Raw genomic sequence first — 13,798 nt, forward strand, 5'->3', positions numbered from 1 at the left:
CTCCTGCTTGTTTGCGTTAAACCCTTCTCCGTTTAGGTGGACGACACCCATTATGGGGAATTGGTGTTACGTCCTTAATCACTGTGATCTCAAGACCTGTAGCTTGTAACTGCCGAATAGCAGCTTCTCTGCCAGCCCCCGGTCCTTTGACATAGACTTCGACTTCACGTAGACCATGTTCCATGGCTGCTTTAGCCGCGGATTCCGCAGCCATACCTGCTGCAAAGGGTGTGCCCTTACGGGACCCCTTAAAGCCAACATTCCCCGACGTGGCCCATGAAATCACGTTTCCTTCCGGATCGGAAATTGTAACAATGGTATTGTTAAAAGTTGAACGGATATGTGCAACTCCTCGCACCACATTTTTCCGTTCTCTGCGCCTAGTCCTTCGTACCTTCTTCGCTTTAGCCATCTGCATTCCCCTCCTTTACGACCTTCCGGCTACTTACTGCTTCTGACTTACTCCTTCTGACCTAGTCCTTCTGATGCCAACCGTCCGCTTGGGACCCTTGCGCGTACGCGCGTTGGTACGTGTTCTTTGTCCCCGTAATGGTAAGCCTCTTCGGTGCCGGTGACCGCGATAACAACCGATGTCCACCAGCCGCTTGATATTCATGTTAACTTCCCGTCTTAGATCCCCTTCGACAAGAACCTCATTGTTAATAAGCTCTCTGAGTTTGGCTACCTCTTCCTCAGTTAAGTCTCGTACCCGGGTATCAAAATCTATACCTGCTTTAGTCAAAAGCTGTTGAGACGTACTTCTCCCAATCCCATAAATATACGTTAGACCTACTTCAACTCGCTTGTCCCTAGGTAGGTCTACGCCTGCAATACGTGCCATACACATTCACCTCCTACTAACTAATCCTAGCCTTGCCTTTGCTTGTGCTTGGGATTCTCACAGATTACTCGAATCCTTCCCTTGCGCTTAATAATCTTGCATTTCTCGCATATAGGTTTTACAGATGCACGTACTTTCATGTTCATCCCTCCATTTCCGGCAATCCTATGACTTGGTGCGGTACACTATGCGACCTCGAGTAAGATCATAAGGACTCAATTCAACGGTGACCTTATCCCCCGGTAGAATCTTAATGAAGTGCATCCGCATCTTGCCAGAAATATGGGCAAGAACTTTATGCCCATTATCCAATTCCACTCGAAACATCGCATTAGGCAAGGGTTCGATCACCGTTCCAACAACTTCTATCGTATCTTCCTTACTCATTAATTGCTCGCCTCCTCTTGCCCTGCTTTTAAATAATCTATAACCTCAGCGATCTCAGCGTCCGTGACCTTCGAACGATCTTGTGCCAGCTTCTCCGCCAATCCTGTATCCACATGTCGATGGATCCTAACATGCCTAAGGTTCTTCCTTTTTGGATTCCCCACTAAACGCATACTCCCATCGGCTACCTCCACGAAATGCTCGTCTACCACACCAACCACAACAAAGTACCGCTCCCGATCCCTACCTGCTGTTGACGTGACAAGTTGACCCAGACGCACCGTCTGCATCGGCTTCACTCCCACCAGCACCTCTTAAAGAATCGTTAGAACTTCAACACCATCTTCAAGGATCGCAACCGTATCCTCAAAGTGGGCGCAGAGACTTCCATCCAAAGTAACAACCGTCCAATCATCCTCTAGGACTCGGACTCTGTAATCTCCGGCCGTAACCATCGGCTCAATCGCTAGTACCAGTCCGGGTTTTAGGCGTGGTCCCCTATTAGGCAACCCAAAGTTAGGCACCTGGGGATCCTCATGCATTTGTGAGCCGATTCCATGGCCCACAAAATCCCGAACGACTCCAAATCCGGCTGTTTCAGCAAAGGATTGCACCGCGTGGGAAATGTCCCCCAACCTTCCACCTGGTGCTGCCGCTTCAATCCCCGCTTGAAGCGCACCTGCCGTGATTTCAATCAGACGCTGTGCTTCCATGGAGCTCTCCCCCACACCATGGGTACGCGTTGCATCTCCGTGAAAGCCATCGATATATGCTCCGATGTCAACACTGATAATGTCCCCTTCTTGCAGGATGCGATCGCCAGGAATACCATGCACCACTTCTTCGTTAATCGACGTACAGATGCTCTTGGGATAGCCTCGGTAACCTTTGAATGATGGAGTCGCACCACAACTCATAAGATAATCCTCGGCTAGCTGGTCGAGCTTTAGCGTCGAAATCCCGGGCTGAATAGCTTCCGCCAGTTTGGCATGAACTTCCGCCACAATCCGGCCAGCTTTGCGCATTGAGTTAAGAGCCCGGTCCGACTTAAGCACTATCATTTAATCATCCACCTTTAGCAACACCTATGGCACCTTTTGAGGTCATCAAGGACTCTGCTAATTTGTGCAAACACCTGATCAACCTCTTGCTGCCCTTCTATATTACACAACTTATGCTGCGTAGTATAGTACTCCACCAACGGCAATGTCTGTTCATAGTATACTGCTAAGCGCTTGCGCGCTGTCTCTTCATTGTCGTCGCTACGTCGAACCAACTTGCCTTGACATGCTTGGCAGTGGGCAAGTTCCGGTGAAACCTGATAAGTCGCACCACAATCCTCACAAACCAACCTTCCGCTAATCCTCCGGACCACTTCGTCTTCGTCGATCCGAATGTTGAGCACAACATCAAGGCACGTACCTAGTTCAGCTAAGACGCCATCAAGCGCCTCGGCTTGTGCGACCGTCCGCGGGTATCCATCCAAGACAAAACCCGGCAGGCAGTCTGGACTCTCCAATCTGTGTTTAACCACGGCTACCGCGATTGCATCAGGAACCAACCGTCCTTCATTGATATGCTTCTGCGCTTCCCGACCAAGGGCGGTTTGTCCTTCAATTTCCGCTCGGAACATTTCACCCGTGGAAATATGCGGTATCCCGTACCGGTGAGACATAAGCCGCGCCTGGGTCCCCTTCCCGGCAGCCGGCATACCGAGTAAGACAATTCTCACCTTACTGGCCCCCTCTACCCACAACAAAGGAATCATTGCTTCCTTTAGGACATGAATCCTTCGTAATGCCTCATTACTAAATGGGCTTCTATCTGTTTCATCGTATCAAGTGCAACACCCACAAGAATTAGTAAGCCCGTGCCGCCGAAATAAAACAGATTCATCGGCACTCGGGTGATACTAGCCATCAAGTAGGGCGATACAGCAATCAAAGCTAAAAAGATGGCCCCAACTAACGTGATCCGGGTCAGTACCTTTTCCAGATACTGCGTTGTTGGTTTACCAGGTCGTAGGCCCGGAATAAATCCACCGTGTTTTTTCATGTTATCTGCAATATCCTTCGGATCAAACGTCACTGCCGTATAGAAATACGTAAAGAAGATCGTCAAGACCACATACAGAATATTGTATCCTACAGTGCCGACGCCAAGCCAACGCTCTATCCCTGAAATCGCCGGGATAAACTGAGCAAGCGTTAATGGGAAGGTCAATACCGAAGAAGCGAAAATGACCGGCATGACTCCCGCCTGATTGACACGAAGTGGAATATACGTGCTTTGCCCACCGTATACTCTTCGGCCCACAACCCGTTTAGCATACTGTACCGGAATTCGTCGTTGCCCTTCCTGAATCAGGATTACACCACCGATAACCACTACGGCAAGAATCATAAACACAATAAAGCTAAGTGGATTCAACCCACCCTCACCGACGGAACGAATGGTAAGGTAAGTTGATGCTGGCAACCTCGCCACAATTCCAGTGAAAATGATTAACGAGACTCCATTTCCTAGACCGTTCTCGCTAATCTTCTCACCAAGCCACATCAGAAATACCGTTCCAGCCGTTAGTGTGGTAACAATAAGCGCTACCCCGCCGAAACTTGGGAATTTGAGTACTCCGTAGTTCCGAGCAAGCATCGTGGTACCAAACGATTGTACTATCCCAAGCACAACGGTCCCGTAACGCGTATAGTTCTGCAATTTCCGTCTTCCCTCAGGACCTTCCTTCGCTAAGGCTTCCAGACTAGGAATCACCACAGTTAGCAACTGCAAAATAATGGACGCGGTAATATAAGGGCCGACCCCCATCGCAAATACGCTAAAACGACTAAGAGCACCCCCGGCGAACATATCTAGAAAGCCGAAAATTCCGCCTCCCTCGATGTTAAGTCCTTCGGCTAATGCCCGGGCGTCTACCCCGGGAACGGGTACGTGAGTACCAACCCGAAATACCAACAGCAACGCTAGGGTATAGAATATCTTTCGCCTCAGATCCGGAATCTTAAAAGCATTACTTAGGGCCGCTAGCATTTAAATCACCTGCGCCTTTCCACCAGCCGCTTCGATCTTCTCTACTGCGCTCTTGGAGAAGCGATGTGCCTTCACCACGAAGGGCTTGGTGACCTCTCCCCGGCCTAACACCTTTACGCCATCACCGATTTTACTAATCACACCAGCTTCCACAAGCAGCTCCGGTGTAACCTCTGTGTTAGCATCAAACGCATCCAGTCGATCCAAGTTGACTACGGTGTACTCCGTGCCAAAAATATTTGTAAATCCTCGCTTAGGTAGCCGACGCTGTAAAGGCATCTGGCCCCCCTCAAACCCGGGCTTCGTTCCCGAGCCTGATCTTGATCTTTGCCCCTTGTGACCGCGAGTTGCGGTCTTTCCATGGCCAGAGCCGATGCCTCGACCTACCCGTTTAGCTTTTTGTCTCGCCCCTGGGTTCGGTTTCAGATCATGAATCTGCACAAGCTGCACCTCCTCGTACATGTAACTATCTTCAACTACTCTTCTATTATCTCAACCAAATGTCCTACCTTTGTCAGCATGCCGCGCACAGCTGGATTATCTGGTTTGGTAACCGTCATCCCCAGCTTACGCAGCCCCAAAGCTTCTAGGGTAGCCTTCAGGTCCTTGTTCCTTCCTGCCCCACTCTTTACTAGAGTAATCCTCAGTTCCTTGCTCATCGGAAACCGCTACCTCCCATCCAATTTTCCTATCTACTCGCTGACTAACGAGGAAATCTCGGCCACACTCTTACCTCTGATCCTGGCAACGTCCTCGGCAGTTCGTAGATTCTTGAGGGCTTCCATGGTAGCGTTAACCACGTTCACCGAGTTACTCGACCCAAGAGACTTGGTGAGAATATCACGGATACCAGCCGCCTCAAGTACGGCACGCACAGGCCCACCAGCAATTACCCCTGTTCCTTCCGCTGCTGGTTTCAGCAACACACATGCTCCTGAGTATCGCTGCACAATTTCATGGGGTATGGTAGTACCAACAATGGGTACCTCAATCATATTCTTTTTAGCTTTGTCTACGCCTTTGCGAATTGCCATCGATACTTCCTTGGACTTACCCATGGCAGCTCCAACCCGGCCCTTACCATCGCCAACAACAACTAAAGCATTAAATCTCCGGTTTCGACCACCTTTTACCGTCTTAGAAACCGGATTGATCGATACCACGCGTTCCTCTAAATCTGCCATTTCCACATTATTACGCTTCCGCATTCACTAGCCTCCTTTCCCCTTCGATACTAAAATTCCAATCCCTCAGACCGCGCTGCATCAGCAAGGCTGGCTATCACACCGTGATATTTGTAGCCTGCCCGATCAAAGACCACCTTGGAGATCCCCTTCTCCTGAGCCCGCTTGGCCACAAGCTTGCCGACCATCTCAGCCTGTTCCTTCCTGCAACCGGACTGACTTGCACGCAGTTCAGGATCCAAGCTTGAAGCAGCAGCTAGCGTCTGCTGGTTAACATCATCTATCACTTGGGCATAGACATGTTTAAGACTCCTAAATACAACCAGCCGAGGTCTTTCGGGAGTTCCAGACACTTTCTTACGCACCCGCGCGTGGCGGCGATTCTTAGCTTGCACCTTCTTGCTGGTAGACACCTTCTTCACCTCTCTCATATCACACACACAAACATCGTACCGCTCTGGCCCACTTATATTCGGCCGGCCTTTCCGGCCTTACGGCGCACATATTCGTTGGCATATCGAATACCTTTGCCCAGATAGGGTTCCGGCGGTCTAATCGCCCGAATGTTCGCAGCAGTCTGTCCTACCAATTCCTTATCAATGCCGCGCACAACAATCTGGGTCGGTTTTGGCACATCAAACTCTATCCCGTCCTCGGGCGTAATTTGCACAGGATGGGAATAGCCAACTGCAAGGTTAATCTCTGACCCTTGCTTCGTCGCTCGATATCCCACACCTACAATTTCTAGCTGCTTTTCATAACCTTTAGTTACTCCCTCGACCATGTTGGCGATAAGAGTCCGGGTTAACCCGTGCAAAGCTTTGTGTTCCTTTTCATCACTCGGGCGTTCTACTTGAATATGGCCATCTTCAACAGTAACCACCATATCCTGATGCATTTCCTTCTCTAAGGTTCCCTTAGGACCCTTAACAGTAACCCGTTGTCCGTCTACTGAAACCGACACACCCGCAGGGATCTGAATTGGTTGTTTACCGATCCTTGACATCGCAGCAATTCACCCCACTTTCTACCAAATGTAGCAGAGCACTTCTCCACCGACGCCATGTTTTCTCGCTGCCTTATCGCTCATCACACCTTGTGATGTGGAGATCACGGCGCACCCTAGGCCCCCTAGTACCTTTGGAATTTCATCCTTATTGGCATAGACCCGCAGTCCTGGTTTACTAATCCTTTTTAGTCCCCGCATGACCCGTTCCTTGTTTTGACCGTAACGTAAGAAGACTCGCAGAACACCCTGCTTGTCATCCCTATATACCTTATAATCCCGTATATAACCCTCTTCTTTCAATATGCGGGCTAGTTCGATCTTAGTCTTTGACGCGGGGATATCTACTTTCTCATGATAGGCGGAATTAGCATTCCTAATCCTTGTTAGCATATCAGCAATTGGATCAGTTAAAGCCATTGCGCTACCCCCTCTCTAATATCCACTCCAAGCCGCTATTACCAGCTGGCTTTAACCACGCCTGGTATTTCCCCACGGTGAGCGAGGTTGCGAAAACAAATGCGGCATAGCTTAAATCGGCGAATATATCCTCGCGGCCGGCCGCAAACTTGGCATCGATTGACCTGACGCGTTGAAAACTTTGCAGGTCTGCTAGACCTTACGATCATCGACTTCTTTGCCATTATTCTCCTCCTTTATTGTCTAAAAGGAAGTCCCAAAAACTTAAGCAGTTCAAAGGCCTCTTCATCGGTCTTTGCCGAGGTATTGAAGCTAACATTCATCCCCCGAACCTGATCTATCTCATCGTAGCTTATCTCAGGGAACATCAATTGTTCCGTAAGGCCCAGACTGTAATTGCCGCGGCCATCGAATCCCTTTGGTGATAGTCCGTTGAAATCCCGGATTCTTGGCAGCGCAGCCCGAATCAGTTTCTCTACGAAGTTGTACATCTGTTCACCCCGTAAAGTGACCTTACAGCCAACTGCCATGCCTTTTCGCAGTTTAAAGTTCGAGATAGACTTGCTAGCCCGGGTAATCACCGGCTTTTGACCACTGATTATGGTCAGATCCCGTACCGCGTTGTCTAGGACCTTGCTGTCAGCCACTGCTTCACCGACACCCATATTCAAGCTTACTTTGAGCAGCTTAGGCACTTCCATTACAGATTTATACTGAAATCTATCCATCAAGGCAGGTACAACTTCCTTCTTGTACCGTTCATATAGCTCTGACATTAGAACACGTCCCCCCTCTCATTCCAGTGGGCTTAATCAATCGTCTTCCCGCACTTTTTGCATACCCGAGCCGAATACCCCTCTTCGGTACGCACCTTGGAGGTTCTTGTGGGTTTGTCACAACTGGGACACACAACCTGAACCTTGGACGCATAAATCCTCCCGGGTTGCTCGATAATGTCACCCTGTGGCAGCTCCCTGGTAGGACGACTGTGCTTCTTCTGGATCTGCACACCCTCCACAACAACCTTACCCGCTTTCGGGAATACACTTAGGACTTTGCCTCTTTTACCCTTGTCGACACCATGTAGCACGATTACCGTGTCATTCTTCTTTACATGAAGTCTCGGCGCCACCGTTATCCCTCCTCCCGGATCGAAATCCTTACAATACCTCCGGTGCCAAGGAGACAATCTTCATGAACTGTTTATCTCTAAGCTCCCTAGCAACAGGACCGAAAATCCGCGTGCCCCTTGGATCCTTTTGGGGATTAATAACCACAGCAGCATTCTCGTCAAACCGTATATAAGAGCCGTCCGGCCGCCGAATTCTACTCTTCGTGCGGACCACAACCGCCGAAACGATCTCTCCTTTTCGTACCACACCACCTGGGGTAGCCTCTTTTACAGTGGCAATGATAATATCTCCCACACTGGCATACCGACGCATTGAACCGCCGAGGACTCTAATGCAAAGTAGTTTCCTCGCACCAGAGTTGTCAGCTACGTTTAACACTGTTTCCTGTTGAATCATGGCCTACCCCTCCTTTCCAGGTTGATACCCTATTTCGCCTTCTCCAATATTTTTACTACTCGCCATCTTTTGTCCTTACTCAAAGGCCGTGTCTCCGCTAAAAGAACCCGATCGCCAATGCGGCACTCGTTGTGCTCGTCATGAGCTTTGTAGTTCTTACTACGGCGCATGCGCTTCCCGTAAAGACGATGTCGAGTAATTCGCCCGACTTCCACAACGACCGTCTTCTCCATCTTATCGCTGACTACAACACCAGTCCGCGTCTTTCGGTTGTTGCGTTCTTGCATGCACATACCTCCTAGCAACCCCTTGCTGGTACTGTCATATTCTAATATTTAGTTCTCTTTCCCGCAAGACCGTTTTGATCCGTGCGATATCCTTTCGCACCTGCCGCACCCGCATCGGATTGTCCAATTGTCCAATCGTCAGCTGAAACCTGAGGTTAAACAGCTCCTCTTTCAACTCATCTAACTGGCGGTGCAGTTCTTCATCCGTCAAATCCCGTAATTCCTCAGCTTTCATCTGCATCACCACCACCTACACCCGCCCTTTTGACAAACTTACATTTAATGGGCAATTTATGTGCGGCTAGGTTCATGGCCTCCCGCGCCAGCTCCTCGGATACGCCAGCCATTTCAAACATGATGCGGCCTGGCTTTACTACAGCAACCCAATACTCCGGAGCACCCTTTCCCTTACCCATTCTCGTCTCAGCTGGACGAGCGGTAACGGGCTTATCCGGGAATATCTTAATCCATACCTTGCCGCCACGTCGAATATGTCTGGTCAAGGCTATTCGAGCTGCCTCGATCTGAGTATTCGTAATCCAACCGGGTTCCTGGGCTTGGAGTCCATATTCACCCAAGGTAAGGGTGCTTCCGCGATACGCCTTACCTTTCATCCGCCCCCGCTGTACCTTTCGATACTTAACTCTCTTGGGAACCAACATCATTAATCTCCCCCTTCAGCCGCGGCCTTCCCTGTCCTCTCGGGCAATACCTCTCCCTTGTAGATCCAGACCTTCACACCGATTTGCCCGTAGGTTGTGTCTGCCTCGGTAAAGCCATAATCGATGTCGGCACGCAACGTATGCAAAGGGATCTTTCCTTCAGAACTCCATTCGGTGCGAGCAATTTCCGCTCCACCTAGTCGCCCGCTGACGCTGATCTTAATACCTTCTGCGCCTAAACGTAGAGTCCGTTGCTGAGCCTGGCGCATTGCCCTTCGAAACGATACACGTCTTTCTAACTGGTAGGCAACACTCTCTGCCACTAACTGCGCATCTAGCTCAGGATACTTTACCTCAACGATATTAACCTGAACCCGTTTTCCTGTTAATGCTTCTAAGTCCTTCCGAAGCGTATCAACTTCATGTCCGCCCTTCCCGATGACCATACCGGGTCGAGCAGTATGAATCGTTAGTCTCACTTGGTTTGCCGCACGCTCTATCTCCACTCGGGAAACACCAGCACCATAGAACCGTTCTTTCACAAACCTACGCAATTTCAGATCTTCGTGTAACAGATCCGCGTAATCTCGTTTGTTAGCATACCAACGGCCATCCCAGTCTCTGATGATGCCCAACCTAAGACCGTGCGGATGCACTTTTTGCCCCACTACGCTATTCCTCCTTTTCCTCCAAAATCACCGTAACATGACTGGTGCGCTTAAAAATCCGATCAGCACTGCCCCGCGCCCGAGGTCTCAAACGTTTCCACGTCGGGCCTTCATCAACATAGGCAGCGGCTACATACAAGCTGTCCCGATGCATATCATGATTATTCTCTGCATTAGCAGCAGCTGACCTAATAACCTTCTCAAGAACCTTCCCACCCCGCTGCGGGGAAAACTGTAAAATGCCAATGGCATCATCCAAATCTTTCCCTCTAATCTGGTCAACGACCAAACGCAACTTACGTGGCGAAATCCGAACATGGCGTGCTATAGCTCTTGCCTGCACCTGATTACCTCCTTCCCTGTTGAAGCAGGTGACTACTTCAACGCCGTCGAGCGTTCTGTATGGAAACCGTGTCCACGAAATGTCCGGGTCGGCACAAACTCGCCCAGTTTATGACCCACCATGTGCTCTGTAATATAAATTGGAACATGTTTCCGTCCATCATACACAGCTATGGTATGACCGATCAATTGCGGGAAGATGGTCGAACGGCGTGACCAAGTCTTGATAACTCGCTTCTCGCCCTTCTCATTCATCTCCTTGATCTTCTTCATCAAATGATCATCGATAAACGGGCCTTTTTTTAAAGATCTGCTCATCTTTGTAAGCCCCCTTCCAAGCCGTACATAGTAACTACAATCGGCTAACCGCGCCTTGTGCGCACGACATATTTATCCGACTGTTTCTTCTTTCTCGTTCGATAACCCTGGGTTGGTTTACCCCATGGAGTAACCGGCGCTCTACCAATAGATGACCGTCCTTCTCCACCACCATGTGGATGGTCCACTGGGTTCATTGCTACACCTCGAACTCCCGGACGGCGTCCGAGCCAGCGCATTCTCCCAGATTTGCCCCAGCTAATATTCTCGTGTTCTACATTACCAACTTGACCGATGGTGCCACGGCAGGTTAGTAAAACCATTCTAAACTCACCCGATGGCAAACGTAGGGTAGCATATTTCCCCTCTTTAGCCATCAATTGTGCGCTACTTCCAGCCGAACGCGCCAACTGTCCACCTCGACCTGGATACAGCTCAATATTATGAACCACTGTACCTAGGGGAATGTTTGCCAAGGGCAAACAATTACCCGCCTTGATGTCCGCTGTAGGACCCGACATAACTTGATCGCCAACCGACAGTCCCAGGGGAGCTAGGATATACCGTTTCTCACCGTCAGCGTAGTGCAAAAGAGCAATCCGCGCCGTACGATTCGGATCGTACTCTATTGCTGCAACTTTAGCAGGAACGTTGTCCTTATCCCTCTTAAAATCAATTAATCGGTAGCTGCGCTTATGGCCACCGCCACGATGACGAGCCGTGATTCTACCATAATTATTGCGTCCACCCCTACTATTTAATGGGGTAACAAGGGACTTCTCCGGCGTAGTCTTGCTAAGACCTTCAAAACTTGAACCGGTCATATCCCGTCGTCCCGGGGTAGTCGGTTTATACGACTTTATCGCCATAACTAACCCTCCTCTACTGCCCCTCCTGCAAATCTCAGCCTGAACTACAGACTCTCAAAAATATCAATGGTACTGCCGGGGGACAACTTCACAATCGCCTTTTTCCAAGCCTTTGTATACCCTTCGGTCCTTCCACGCCGGACCAATTTGCCTGGCACATTCAAAGTGTTAATATTCTCCACTTCAACATCAAACAAGGCCTCGACAGCCTGCCGAATCTGCGTCTTGTTCGCCCGACGGTCTACCTCAAAGACATACTTGTTCTGCTCTCGCAGCAACGTACTTTTTTCCGAGACAACCGGTCGAATAATAACATTCCTCAGCTCCATTAGCCCAGCACCTCCTCAACCTTTTTAATGGCTGCGCTGGTCATAATGACATGCTTTGCAACCAATAATGGATATACGTGCACATCACTGGCCACGATGCAATTGACCTTGGGAATATTTCGCGTTGCTAATAGCACATTTTTATCATTTTCAGCAGTTACTATCAATACTGAACCATCCTTGATGCCCAGTTTGTCAAGAAGCTGCATCCCCAGTTTGGTCCTTGGTTCATTAATGCCTAAGTCATCAACAACAATGAGCTGTCCAGCTTCTAACTTAGCACTAAGTGCTGACTTAAGAGCATTCCTTCTTGCTTTCTTAGGCATAGAATATCCAAAGTCCCGGGGCTGTGGACCAAAGGTCACACCCCCGCCCACCCATATAGGTGAACGAATACTACCATGCCGCGCCCTACCGGTGCCCTTCTGCCGCCATGGCTTGCGACCCCCACCACGGACTTCGGCCCGGGTCTTGGTCGCCACAGTACCCTGTCGGCACCGTGCAAGATGCGCTACCACTGCATCATGCATCAGGGACTCGTTTATCTTTGCACCGAACACTTCCGGACGCAATTCCATTGTTTCTACCTGTTTCCCATCCGCATTTAATACGGTTACCTGTGGCATCGTCTAACCTCCTCTTCGCCACTAACTTGCCTTGATCATTACCAGACTGCCCCGTATCCCGGGTACAGAACCTTTGACCAGGAGCAAGTTCCGCTCATGATCCACCCTGACTACCTGAAGGTTTTTCGCGGTTACCCGTTCATTACCCATTCGTCCGGGAAGCTTACGTCCCTTAAACACTCTAGAACCACCAGTGGCACCCATTGACCCGGGGCCTCGGTGATATTTCGATCCATGTGCCATGGGACCTCGACCAAAATTGTGGCGTTTGATTGACCCGGCAAATCCCTTACCCTTAGACTGACCGATTACGTCAACCAACTGACCAGCCTTAAATATCTCGGTGGTCACCTGTGCACCCACTTCGAGTTTGTCTAGATCAGTCGGTTCCAGCCTAAACTCCCGCAAGTATCTACATGGTGAAATACCAGCTTTGCTAAAATGTCCTGCGGTGGGTTTGCTTGGGTGTTTTTCCTCCCCGAAGCCCAGCTGAACAGCAGCATATCCATCCTTTTCAGCGGTCTTCTTCTGTACAACCACACAGGGACCCGCCTGAAGTACTGTTACCGGAATTGCGTTTCCCTTATCATCAAATATCTGGGTCATGCCAATCTTTCGACCCACTAGTCCTATAGCCATTACTGCACCTCCTCTGCGTAACACCGCGTCCATTATAACTTGATTTCAATATCGACACCCGCTGGCAGATCCAAACGCATCAGCGCGTCGACTGTTTTCGGTGTTGGATCGAGGATATCGATCAGTCGCTTGTGAGTTCTCATTTCAAACTGCTCGCGCGAATCCTTATGAATATGCGTTGACCTTAGGACAGTTATAACATTACGCTCAGTTGGCAACGGAACTGGTCCTGAAACACCTGCCCCGGTTCTACGGGCTGTCTCTACGATCTTCTCCGCAGATGTATCAAGCACCTTATGATCAAACGCCTTAAGACGGATTCTAATCTTTTGCTTAGCCATACCCTCTTTGCTTCCTCCCTGACGTCCGATTAGTATCCCCCGAATTGGGGGCCTGCGGACATGCTCTCCGGAAATTACCCGGACATCCGGCAACCTCCCGGTTCATCGCTTTATCCAAAGCAACGGGAATTACCTGTTACTTTATTACCTTCGTGACAACTCCTGCTCCAACAGTCCTACCACCTTCTCGAATAGCAAAGCGTAGTCCTTCCTCCATCGCAATCGGTGTGATTAACTTTACACTAACACTCACCCGGTCGCCAGGCATAACCATCTCTGTTCCCTCGGGTAACTCCAGATCCCCG

Annotated in this window: 30 protein-coding genes; all 30 read right to left on the reverse strand. The window is 49.8% G+C overall.

Annotation, left to right across the window (positions count from 1 at the left end):
- Nucleotides 1–16: 16 nt before the first annotated feature.
- Entirely contained in the window at nucleotides 17–412 is a 396-nt protein-coding gene (gene rpsK, locus M0Q40_04170) for a 30S ribosomal protein S11 (GenBank protein MCK9221806.1), read from the reverse strand.
- A gap of 33 nt (nucleotides 413–445) precedes the next feature.
- Nucleotides 446–841: a 30S ribosomal protein S13 gene (gene rpsM / locus M0Q40_04175; GenBank protein MCK9221807.1), complete on the reverse strand. Its 396-nt coding sequence runs from the start codon at nucleotides 839–841 to the stop codon at nucleotides 446–448.
- A gap of 26 nt (nucleotides 842–867) precedes the next feature.
- Nucleotides 868–981 (reverse strand): 50S ribosomal protein L36, encoded by a 114-nt coding sequence (gene rpmJ, locus M0Q40_04180; GenBank protein MCK9221808.1) that lies wholly within the window; start codon nucleotides 979–981, stop codon nucleotides 868–870.
- Between the two features lie 25 nt (nucleotides 982–1,006).
- A complete protein-coding gene (infA, locus tag M0Q40_04185; GenBank protein MCK9221809.1) occupies nucleotides 1,007–1,228 on the reverse strand; it encodes a translation initiation factor IF-1 in 222 nt (73 codons plus the stop codon).
- Nucleotides 1,228–1,518 (reverse strand): KOW domain-containing RNA-binding protein, encoded by a 291-nt coding sequence (locus M0Q40_04190; protein MCK9221810.1) that lies wholly within the window; start codon nucleotides 1,516–1,518, stop codon nucleotides 1,228–1,230. Before M0Q40_04190 ends, infA begins: the two co-directional genes overlap by 1 nt.
- A 24-nt stretch (nucleotides 1,519–1,542) precedes the next feature.
- Nucleotides 1,543–2,289, reverse strand: coding sequence for a type I methionyl aminopeptidase (gene map, locus M0Q40_04195; GenBank protein ID MCK9221811.1), 747 nt, complete (start codon nucleotides 2,287–2,289; stop codon nucleotides 1,543–1,545).
- A gap of 14 nt (nucleotides 2,290–2,303) precedes the next feature.
- The gene (locus tag M0Q40_04200) at nucleotides 2,304–2,960 is read right to left on the reverse strand and encodes an adenylate kinase (GenBank protein MCK9221812.1); all 657 of its coding nucleotides are present in this window, start codon (nucleotides 2,958–2,960) and stop codon (nucleotides 2,304–2,306) included.
- 44 nt (nucleotides 2,961–3,004) lie between these two features.
- Entirely contained in the window at nucleotides 3,005–4,273 is a 1,269-nt protein-coding gene (secY, locus tag M0Q40_04205) for a preprotein translocase subunit SecY (GenBank protein MCK9221813.1), read from the reverse strand.
- Entirely contained in the window at nucleotides 4,274–4,714 is a 441-nt protein-coding gene (gene rplO, locus M0Q40_04210) for a 50S ribosomal protein L15 (protein ID MCK9221814.1), read from the reverse strand. It abuts the gene before it with no gap.
- A 35-nt stretch (nucleotides 4,715–4,749) separates the two neighbouring features.
- Nucleotides 4,750–4,932, reverse strand: a complete 183-nt coding sequence (rpmD, locus tag M0Q40_04215; protein ID MCK9221815.1) for a 50S ribosomal protein L30 — start codon at nucleotides 4,930–4,932, stop codon at nucleotides 4,750–4,752.
- Nucleotides 4,933–4,965: 33 nt separating this feature from the next.
- On the reverse strand, nucleotides 4,966–5,481 hold the full coding sequence (gene rpsE, locus M0Q40_04220) for a 30S ribosomal protein S5 (GenBank protein ID MCK9221816.1): 516 nt from the start codon (nucleotides 5,479–5,481) through the stop codon (nucleotides 4,966–4,968).
- Nucleotides 5,482–5,507: 26 nt separating this feature from the next.
- On the reverse strand, nucleotides 5,508–5,870 hold the full coding sequence (rplR, locus tag M0Q40_04225) for a 50S ribosomal protein L18 (GenBank protein ID MCK9221817.1): 363 nt from the start codon (nucleotides 5,868–5,870) through the stop codon (nucleotides 5,508–5,510).
- A 53-nt stretch (nucleotides 5,871–5,923) separates the two neighbouring features.
- The gene (rplF, locus tag M0Q40_04230) at nucleotides 5,924–6,463 is read right to left on the reverse strand and encodes a 50S ribosomal protein L6 (GenBank protein MCK9221818.1); all 540 of its coding nucleotides are present in this window, start codon (nucleotides 6,461–6,463) and stop codon (nucleotides 5,924–5,926) included.
- Nucleotides 6,464–6,484: 21 nt separating this feature from the next.
- The gene (gene rpsH / locus M0Q40_04235) at nucleotides 6,485–6,883 is read right to left on the reverse strand and encodes a 30S ribosomal protein S8 (protein MCK9221819.1); all 399 of its coding nucleotides are present in this window, start codon (nucleotides 6,881–6,883) and stop codon (nucleotides 6,485–6,487) included.
- Nucleotides 6,884–6,921: 38 nt separating this feature from the next.
- Nucleotides 6,922–7,107 carry a type Z 30S ribosomal protein S14 gene (locus tag M0Q40_04240; protein ID MCK9221820.1) on the reverse strand — a complete coding sequence of 62 codons (186 nt, stop codon included), beginning with the start codon at nucleotides 7,105–7,107 and terminating at the stop codon, nucleotides 6,922–6,924.
- Between the two features lie 12 nt (nucleotides 7,108–7,119).
- A complete protein-coding gene (rplE, locus tag M0Q40_04245; GenBank protein ID MCK9221821.1) occupies nucleotides 7,120–7,659 on the reverse strand; it encodes a 50S ribosomal protein L5 in 540 nt (179 codons plus the stop codon).
- Nucleotides 7,660–7,691: 32 nt separating this feature from the next.
- Nucleotides 7,692–8,015: a 50S ribosomal protein L24 gene (gene rplX / locus M0Q40_04250; protein ID MCK9221822.1), complete on the reverse strand. Its 324-nt coding sequence runs from the start codon at nucleotides 8,013–8,015 to the stop codon at nucleotides 7,692–7,694.
- Between the two features lie 28 nt (nucleotides 8,016–8,043).
- A complete protein-coding gene (gene rplN, locus M0Q40_04255; GenBank protein ID MCK9221823.1) occupies nucleotides 8,044–8,412 on the reverse strand; it encodes a 50S ribosomal protein L14 in 369 nt (122 codons plus the stop codon).
- A gap of 29 nt (nucleotides 8,413–8,441) precedes the next feature.
- Nucleotides 8,442–8,699 (reverse strand): 30S ribosomal protein S17, encoded by a 258-nt coding sequence (gene rpsQ, locus M0Q40_04260; protein MCK9221824.1) that lies wholly within the window; start codon nucleotides 8,697–8,699, stop codon nucleotides 8,442–8,444.
- Between the two features lie 34 nt (nucleotides 8,700–8,733).
- On the reverse strand, nucleotides 8,734–8,934 hold the full coding sequence (rpmC, locus tag M0Q40_04265) for a 50S ribosomal protein L29 (GenBank protein MCK9221825.1): 201 nt from the start codon (nucleotides 8,932–8,934) through the stop codon (nucleotides 8,734–8,736).
- Nucleotides 8,924–9,361: a 50S ribosomal protein L16 gene (gene rplP, locus M0Q40_04270; GenBank protein MCK9221826.1), complete on the reverse strand. Its 438-nt coding sequence runs from the start codon at nucleotides 9,359–9,361 to the stop codon at nucleotides 8,924–8,926. Before rplP ends, rpmC begins: the two co-directional genes overlap by 11 nt.
- A 2-nt stretch (nucleotides 9,362–9,363) precedes the next feature.
- Complete coding sequence (gene rpsC / locus M0Q40_04275; GenBank protein MCK9221827.1) at nucleotides 9,364–10,029, reverse strand: 30S ribosomal protein S3; 666 nt, start codon at nucleotides 10,027–10,029, stop codon at nucleotides 9,364–9,366.
- A gap of 4 nt (nucleotides 10,030–10,033) precedes the next feature.
- Complete coding sequence (rplV, locus tag M0Q40_04280; protein ID MCK9221828.1) at nucleotides 10,034–10,372, reverse strand: 50S ribosomal protein L22; 339 nt, start codon at nucleotides 10,370–10,372, stop codon at nucleotides 10,034–10,036.
- 32 nt (nucleotides 10,373–10,404) lie between these two features.
- Complete coding sequence (gene rpsS, locus M0Q40_04285; protein MCK9221829.1) at nucleotides 10,405–10,689, reverse strand: 30S ribosomal protein S19; 285 nt, start codon at nucleotides 10,687–10,689, stop codon at nucleotides 10,405–10,407.
- 44 nt (nucleotides 10,690–10,733) lie between these two features.
- Nucleotides 10,734–11,558: a 50S ribosomal protein L2 gene (rplB, locus tag M0Q40_04290; GenBank protein ID MCK9221830.1), complete on the reverse strand. Its 825-nt coding sequence runs from the start codon at nucleotides 11,556–11,558 to the stop codon at nucleotides 10,734–10,736.
- A 44-nt stretch (nucleotides 11,559–11,602) separates the two neighbouring features.
- Nucleotides 11,603–11,887 (reverse strand): 50S ribosomal protein L23, encoded by a 285-nt coding sequence (gene rplW, locus M0Q40_04295; GenBank protein ID MCK9221831.1) that lies wholly within the window; start codon nucleotides 11,885–11,887, stop codon nucleotides 11,603–11,605.
- The gene (gene rplD, locus M0Q40_04300; GenBank protein MCK9221832.1) at nucleotides 11,887–12,513 is read right to left on the reverse strand and encodes a 50S ribosomal protein L4; all 627 of its coding nucleotides are present in this window, start codon (nucleotides 12,511–12,513) and stop codon (nucleotides 11,887–11,889) included. Before rplD ends, rplW begins: the two co-directional genes overlap by 1 nt.
- 21 nt (nucleotides 12,514–12,534) lie before the next feature.
- A complete protein-coding gene (gene rplC, locus M0Q40_04305) occupies nucleotides 12,535–13,152 on the reverse strand; it encodes a 50S ribosomal protein L3 (protein ID MCK9221833.1) in 618 nt (205 codons plus the stop codon).
- 32 nt (nucleotides 13,153–13,184) lie between these two features.
- Complete coding sequence (rpsJ, locus tag M0Q40_04310; GenBank protein MCK9221834.1) at nucleotides 13,185–13,493, reverse strand: 30S ribosomal protein S10; 309 nt, start codon at nucleotides 13,491–13,493, stop codon at nucleotides 13,185–13,187.
- Between the two features lie 136 nt (nucleotides 13,494–13,629).
- Nucleotides 13,630–13,798: elongation factor Tu (locus M0Q40_04315; protein MCK9221835.1), on the reverse strand; the 169-nt coding region annotated here is incomplete at its 5' end.

This window comes from Limnochordia bacterium, from assembly GCA_023230925.1.
Taxonomy (GTDB): Bacteria; Bacillota; Limnochordia; order DUMW01; family DUMW01; genus JALNWK01.